This window comes from Phyllobacterium sp. (assembly GCF_037994405.1).
In the GTDB taxonomy this organism is placed as follows: domain Bacteria; phylum Pseudomonadota; class Alphaproteobacteria; order Rhizobiales; family Rhizobiaceae; genus Phyllobacterium.
On record NZ_JBBNAN010000351.1, the window covers coordinates 1 to 6,978 of the forward strand.

The following is a 6,978-nucleotide window of genomic DNA, read 5'->3' on the forward strand; positions in this document are numbered from 1 at the left end:
GGCGGTCATCGAAGCGCCGATCCTCTCCCCAGTTCGAATGGCTCCGGAAGCAGTTCCCATAGGACAAGGACGCGGTTAGGATAAACGAGGTTTGGAGGTGTTGGATCAGTTGGCGGGATTTTGTGGACACAGCCGATGCCGATGATCTCTCCCCTTTGAGGGAGACAAAGCGATTTCAGCATCTTAGCTCTTGCTCGGCACTAGAAATCGCAAGTGAGGGGATATGTTCCAGGGGCAAATCTCCTTTCTTGGATTTTTCTAAGGATTTGGCTGCGCTAAACCCAAGAAGATCCTACCGGGGCGAGCCACGGGTCTCGCCCGCCTTCGCCCCCCTCAAGGGGGGAGATTAAGCAGCGCGAATTTTTGAACCCTCAAGGCGCTGCGCGGGCGATTGTCAGCTTACAGTTTACCCTCAATGGCCTTGAGGTCTTCTTCCTGCTGCTTCTTGAGCAGCAGCATCTCCGCTTGCCGGCGCGCTGAGACCGCAGGATCCGCCGAGGGACCGGCCTGGCCCTTCTTCGCCGCATTGGTCCGATCAAGCAGCGCCTGTTTTTCTTCCGGCGTGAACTGCGTGGTTTCGCCCTTCGGATCGGGCGTGAAATGCGGATATGTCCCGGTGTTGACCGGACCGGTCAACGGCGAGTTCGACATCGGTGTGGGAGGCGTATTGGCGCAGGCCGCCAGGCCCGCAATCAGAACGGCGCCAACCGACAAGCGCATGATGTTTTTGACCGGAATGTTCATCGTGTGTCCTGACTGCAAAAAAACGATATTCATCATGGTGATAAGAATTGCACGTTAGAGGGATAGCACCAATTTATGATATGATGTCAATATTGCGCATCGCGGAGAGGAAACGACTATATGGATAATCAAGGCGGCAAGAGCGGCAAGACCCCAAACCTTGATAATTATGTCGTCAAGGATCCGGAAGCCTTTGCGCGCAATGTCGCCCATATGATCGAGCAGGCCGGCAAGGCCGCTTCCGCCTGGGTTGAGCCACGAGAAAAGGGCCTGAAGCGCGATACGCTCGCCGATCCCGTCACCGACGTGGTGAAAACACTCTCCAAAGTAACCGAATACTGGCTTTCCGAACCGGCTCGCGCACTTGAAGCGCAGACGAAGCTGTTTGCCAGCTATATGACCATCTGGTCCAACTCGATCCGCCGCATGGGTGGTGAAGATGTCGAAGATGTCGTGACGCCTGAAAAGGGCGACAAACGCTTCACCGATGAGGATTGGGGCAAGAACGCCTTCTTCGATTTTCTCAAGCAGGCCTATCTGGTGACGGCGCGATGGGCAGGCGAACTTGTCGAAAGCACCGAGGGCCTGGACGACCATACGCGGCACAAGGCGGCATTCTATGTCAAGCAGATCACAACGGCCGTATCGCCGAGCAATTTCTTGCTGACCAACCCGGAGCTCTACAAGGAAACCGTCGCCAGCAATGGCGAGAATCTGGTCCGCGGCATGAAGATGCTTGCCGAAGACATTGCTGCCGGCGGAGGCGACCTGCGATTGCGTCAGTCGGACCTTACCAAGTTTGCCCTTGGCGAGAATGTGGCAACGACGCCGGGCAAGGTGATCGCACGCAGCGATGTGGCGGAAATCATCCAGTATGAGCCGACGACAAAGGACGTACTGAAGCGCCCTCTCCTGATTTGCCCGCCATGGATCAACAAATTCTATATTCTCGATCTCAATCAGGAAAAATCCTTTATCAGATGGGCTGTCGACCGCGGTCATACGGTCTTCGTGATCTCATGGGTTAATCCCGACCAGCGTCACGCGACGAAAGACTGGACGGCCTATATCAACGAAGGCCTGCGCTTCGGACTTGATACAATTGAAAAAGCCACGGGTGAAAAGGCCGTGAATGCGATCGGCTATTGCGTGGGCGGTACGCTCTTGAGCGCGGCGCTGGCGCTATTCGCCAAGGAAGGCGAGGACCGGATCAAAAGCGCCACTTTGTTCACCACCCAGGTGGATTTCACCCATGCCGGCGATTTGAAGGTCTTTGTCGACGAAGATCAGATCAGGGCGCTGGAAAACGCCATGTCTGCGGAAGGCTATCTCGACGGCACACGTATGGCGACCGCCTTCAACATGCTGCGCTCAGGCGACCTCATCTGGCCCTACGTCGTCAACAATTACATGCGCGGCCGTGAGCCGGTGCCTTTCGACCTGCTCTACTGGAATGCCGACGCAACACGCATGAGTGCCGCGAATCATTCCTACTACCTGCGCAATTGCTACCTCGACAACAATCTGGTGCGCGGGACGATGAAACTTGCAGGCGAGAACCTGTCTCTCGGTGACATCAAGATTCCGATCTATAATCTTGCCGCGAAGGAAGATCACATTGCCCCGGCGCTGTCTGTCTTTACCGGCTGCCAATATTTCGGCGGCAATGTGACCTATGTCCTTGCCGGATCCGGTCATATCGCCGGGGTCGTTAATCCTCCCGCCAAGAACAAATACCAGTACTGGACTGGCGGCGCGCCGGTCGGGCCGTTCGATGAATGGCTGACCAAGGCGGCCGAACACCCCGGTTCCTGGTGGAACCATTGGGAAAAATGGATCGAATCGCAGGACAGGAGGCGCGTTCCTCCGCGCCGGCCAGGTGAGAATCATATGGAGATTCTTGGGGACGCACCCGGGACCTATGTGCGCGTGCGTGTATAAAACCAGTTGATTTGAGGCAGTCGAATGTCGTTAAGAACACTTAACGACAATGGCAAGAAAGTGGCCAATCACGTTTTCGCCTCATTCTACCTATACTTGAAGCCTTGTGCAGGCGACAAAAGTTCATTAACTCTGGCGACTCTCTGCCGGTGTTATTTGCACTTCAATAGAACTTCGCGAGCTTTCTGCTCTTTCAAAAGCGGACCGGACTGAACATCTACAAGGGCCGGAAAAGACGAGACGGGGGAATCGTTGAACATGCTGCCAGCTTCAGTTTCGGCCCTCCGGGCGAGTACGGTTGCATGTGTCATTGTGCTTTCGGCCATGACTGCAACCTCTTGCACTTCCACCGGATCCAGCCCCAGCGTTACTTCCGCTTTGGTAGTCACTCCTGAAACCACCCCAACCGGCGATGCGAAACAGACTGCCGGCTCGTCCCTGCCCTCGGGCGGTAACGCAACCGTTGCGCCCGAAGCATTGGCGCTGGCGGGCGGTTCCGAGACGAATGCCTTGCTGGCTGTCAAGCAAGCGACCAAACCGACTGACACCAAGGCGGCCCAGACAACTGCCGCCGCGACGACATCGCCCGCGGCCGAAACACCACAGACATCCAACGCAACGGCGCCCGCCGAGGTGAAACCTCCGGTCAAGACGTCCCTGTTTGGTTCCAGCACTCCGGCCAAGACCGAAGAAGGCCAGCAGGTCGCGAGTGCAGCCACCGCAGCCGCGCCACCGGCAAGAACATCATTGTTCGGAAGCTCCCCGAGAGCAGAACCAGCCCCGCAAACGACGGAAGCACAACAGGCCAAGAAGCCTGCCGACGAAGAGACCGGCAAGGACGCCGCCAAAACGGCAGCCGCCAGTCCTGAACACGCCGCGGCACCGGAGAACAAATCGGCCACCACGCCGCCGCCCAACAAGGACAGCGGTCTTCTCGTGCGGCTTTTCGCCAACAACCAGGCAAAGCCCGCCGCGAATCGCCAGGTCGCGATCATCCAGCCGAAATCGCAGCCCCAGCTTCGAGCCGTCGAGACCCCGGTCCAGACCGCCTCGGCACTGCCTTCTGCCGAATCGTTTGCAGGCAAGACAGAACATTTGTCGTCCCTGCCGGGTGTGCGGCCCAATGCCGGCATCCAGATCATGTCGCGTGACAGCCTTTACGCCGATGACGACGTCGAAGCTGCGGCAGCTCCAGTGATTCTGGCTTCGGCAGCCGGCCTTGCGCGTCTTGCACCGAACGGCCTCAAGGTGCAGCGCGAAAGCGTTCAGGTTGCCTGTCTCAAGCCGCAGCTCGTCGGCATCCTCAAGACCATCGAACGCCGGTATGGAAAATCGGTGATTGTCACCTCCGGCTACCGCAGCCCGCCATACAATCGGTTGGTCAATGGCGCGAAGGCCTCTTTGCATATGTCTTGTGCTGCGGCGGACATTCAAGTTCCCGGGATCTCCAAGTGGGAATTGGCTAATTTTGCCCGCTCGATGCCAGGCCGTGGTGGTGTTGGCACTTATTGTCACACCGAATCAGTGCATGTCGATATCGGTCCCCAGCGCGACTGGAACTGGCGCTGCTCCCGCGGATGAGCCTGAACCGGTCCGCGAAATCGCGGTCCCGGCAAACAGAATCTGTGTCCATCTGAACCGCGCGTTGAACAAATTTCATTTTTTCGAAAAAAGAATGCTTTATGGGGTTGCGGCGCAAAAACTGTTTCACTATAAGCCGCTTAACCGAGCGGCGCCCATCGTCTAGCGGTTAGGACGGCGCCCTTTCACGGCGCAAACAGGGGTTCGATTCCCCTTGGGCGTACCAGGTTATCTTCCCGGAAAATCAGAAGCTTATTGAAGCTAGTTCACTCGGCATGTGCACGTTTGCAAAGAAAAACGGCCAGCCCTGAATGAGCCGGCCGTTTGTGTATTCTGTTGCCGAGCCTAGTTGGCTGGCGCCGGTTTTGCTGGCTCCGGAGCCGGTGTGGCTGGTGCGGGGGCGGGTTTTGCTGGCTCAGAGGTCGTTGCAGGTGGTGTCGCCGTACCTTCGGCCGGCTTGTTATCACAGGCCGCCAAAGTGAGGGCAGCAACTGCAAACAACGGTAGGAAAAACTTGAGGTTCATCATGTCTCCTCCTGATGAGTTTCGTCCCGCCATATAGAATGTGACAGAGTTGGAGATTAGAACAGTCCAGTCTTTTCAAGCTTTGTCACCGTCTGTTAGACAAAGTTATGAGACCGAAATCATGAGCTGACCTATCATAAATCACTGCCACGACTCATGTTTGCGGTAGCAGGGTTCGGTTCAACCTCCACCCGGGCCCGATTCTCCCACCCCAGAGCAAACTAACCTGCCTTTTAGAGGCAGGTTTTTTTATGGGGCAGCGAGTCTTTTGATCGGCTGTGACGTCATTGATTGTTCTCTCACCGCAGCTCGGCTAAATCGTTTGCATGATCTTCGCATCTCCCCTTGTCACAGGCAGGCTGGTCCAGCGTTACAAGCGCTTTCTGGCCGATATCATTCTTGATGATGGCAATCCAATCACCAGCTCGGTTCCCAATACCGGCTCGATGCTGGGCCTGACTGATCCAGGCATCAGGGTGTGGTTATCGCTTTCCGCGGATACCAAACGCAAATACCCGCACACATTGCAGATGGTCGAGGTGGAAGGCACGATCGTCGGCATTAATACGGGCCTGCCCAATCGCATAGCGGAGGAAGCGATCGTCGCTGGGCTCCTGCCCTCGCTGAGCGGTTATTCTGAACTGAAGCGTGAGCAGAAATACGGCATCAATTCCCGTATTGATATTCTGCTGCGTAGTCCGGATCGGCCGAGTGCCTATGTCGAGGTCAAGAACGTGCATTTCTCGCGCAAGGCCGGACTTGCTGAATTTCCCGATTCTCCAACCGCACGCGGCGCAAAACATCTGGACGAGCTTGGCAACATGGTTGAAAGTGGCCATCGTGGTGTCATGCTCTACGTCATCCAGCGCGCAGACTGCGACCGGTTAAGAATATGCGGCGATCTCGATCCGGTCTATGCTGCTGCTTTTGAACGGGCAACGCGGCGCGGGGTTGAAGCTTACGCAGTAAAATGCCACATCACGCCAACAGGCATCGCTGCGATCAGCATGATGCCGATTATCGATTGACGCCAAGCGGACAGCACAATGGTTACCTATCTCGACGCGCAGAGTGCGCCTCTTAAAAACACCGGGCAGATCAGGCTTCACGGCCCGGAAGGGTTTGAGGCCATGCGCAAGGCCTGCCAGCTGACCGCGCGTTGCCTCGATGAGCTTGTATCGATTGTCGGTCCAGGCGTGACGACCAACACGATCGACCGTTTTGTCTATGAGTTCGGTGCGGATCACGGTGCCCTGCCCGCAACACTGAATTATCGTGGCTACACCAAGTCCAGCTGCACCTCGATCAACCACGTGGTTTGCCACGGTATTCCCGATGACAAGCCGCTGCGCGAAGGCGATATTGTCAATGTCGACGTGACCTATATCCTCGACGGCTGGCATGGCGATTCAAGCCGCATGTATCCGGTCGGCGAAATCAAGCGCGCGGCCGAGCGGCTGATGGAAGTCACACATGAAAGCCTCATGCGCGGCATCGCGGCCGTGCGTCCGGGCGCTCGTACCGGTGCCATTGGCGCGGCAATCCAGTCCTATGCGGAATCGGAACGCTGCTCGGTCGTGCGCGATTTCTGCGGCCATGGCGTTGGACAGCTTTTCCACGACGCGCCGAACATTCTGCACTACGGCACGCCGAACGAAGGCGTCGAGTTACGCGAAGGCATGATCTTTACGATCGAGCCGATGATCAATCTCGGTCGCCCCCATGTGAAGGTGCTAGCAGACGGCTGGACAGCCGTTACCCGTGATCGTTCGTTGACCGCGCAATATGAGCACACAGTTGGCGTCACCAAGGATGGCTGTGAAGTCTTCACCCTGTCGCCGGCTGGCCTGTTCGCGCCGGGCCTGAAACTCGAATAGGACGGAAGCTCAATGAGCGAAGAAAAGCCGGAACAGACTTTCTTCCTCAACGAGCCCTCCGCAAAACTCTCCCCCAAACAACCAGCCGTTGGGGCCGATAGTGCATCGCGCAACGCGGAGCAGAAGTCTGATCAGCCGGGGGAACCACCGCACTATCATGGTCACCGCGAACGCATGAAGGAGCGATTTCAGAAAGTCGGTCATGAAGGCTTTGCCGACTATGAAATGCTCGAGATGCTCCTCTATCGTTCAATCGCCAGGGCGACACAAAGCCTCTCGCCAAGGCGTTAATTGCAAGCTTTGGCTCGCT

At 56.9% G+C, this 6,978-nt stretch carries 5 protein-coding genes, 1 tRNA gene and 1 pseudogene; 6 read left to right on the plus strand and 1 reads right to left on the minus strand.

Annotated elements, in window-relative coordinates:
- Positions 1 to 399: 399 nt before the first annotated feature.
- Positions 400 to 744: a hypothetical protein gene (locus AAAC48_RS19440; RefSeq protein ID WP_340655764.1), complete on the minus strand. Its 345-nt coding sequence runs from the start codon at positions 742 to 744 to the stop codon at positions 400 to 402.
- A gap of 120 nt (positions 745 to 864) precedes the next feature.
- On the opposite strand from AAAC48_RS19440, the gene phaC reads away from it, so the two are divergent.
- From phaC to AAAC48_RS19470, 6 genes and pseudogenes are all read left to right on the plus strand, one after another.
- Complete coding sequence (gene phaC, locus AAAC48_RS19445; protein ID WP_340655765.1) at positions 865 to 2,685, plus strand: class I poly(R)-hydroxyalkanoic acid synthase; 1,821 nt, start codon at positions 865 to 867, stop codon at positions 2,683 to 2,685.
- A gap of 258 nt (positions 2,686 to 2,943) precedes the next feature.
- Positions 2,944 to 4,266 (plus strand): YcbK family protein, encoded by a 1,323-nt coding sequence (locus AAAC48_RS19450; protein WP_340655766.1) that lies wholly within the window; start codon positions 2,944 to 2,946, stop codon positions 4,264 to 4,266.
- 151 nt (positions 4,267 to 4,417) lie between these two features.
- A tRNA-Glu gene (locus tag AAAC48_RS19455) sits at positions 4,418 to 4,492 on the plus strand.
- A gap of 625 nt (positions 4,493 to 5,117) precedes the next feature.
- Entirely contained in the window at positions 5,118 to 5,819 is a 702-nt protein-coding gene (sfsA, locus tag AAAC48_RS19460; protein WP_340655767.1) for a DNA/RNA nuclease SfsA, read from the plus strand.
- An 18-nt stretch (positions 5,820 to 5,837) separates the two neighbouring features.
- Positions 5,838 to 6,668, plus strand: coding sequence for a type I methionyl aminopeptidase (map, locus tag AAAC48_RS19465; protein ID WP_340655768.1), 831 nt, complete (start codon positions 5,838 to 5,840; stop codon positions 6,666 to 6,668).
- 12 nt (positions 6,669 to 6,680) lie between these two features.
- Positions 6,681 to 6,978, plus strand: a pseudogene (locus AAAC48_RS19470) (hypothetical protein); the annotation flags it as partial.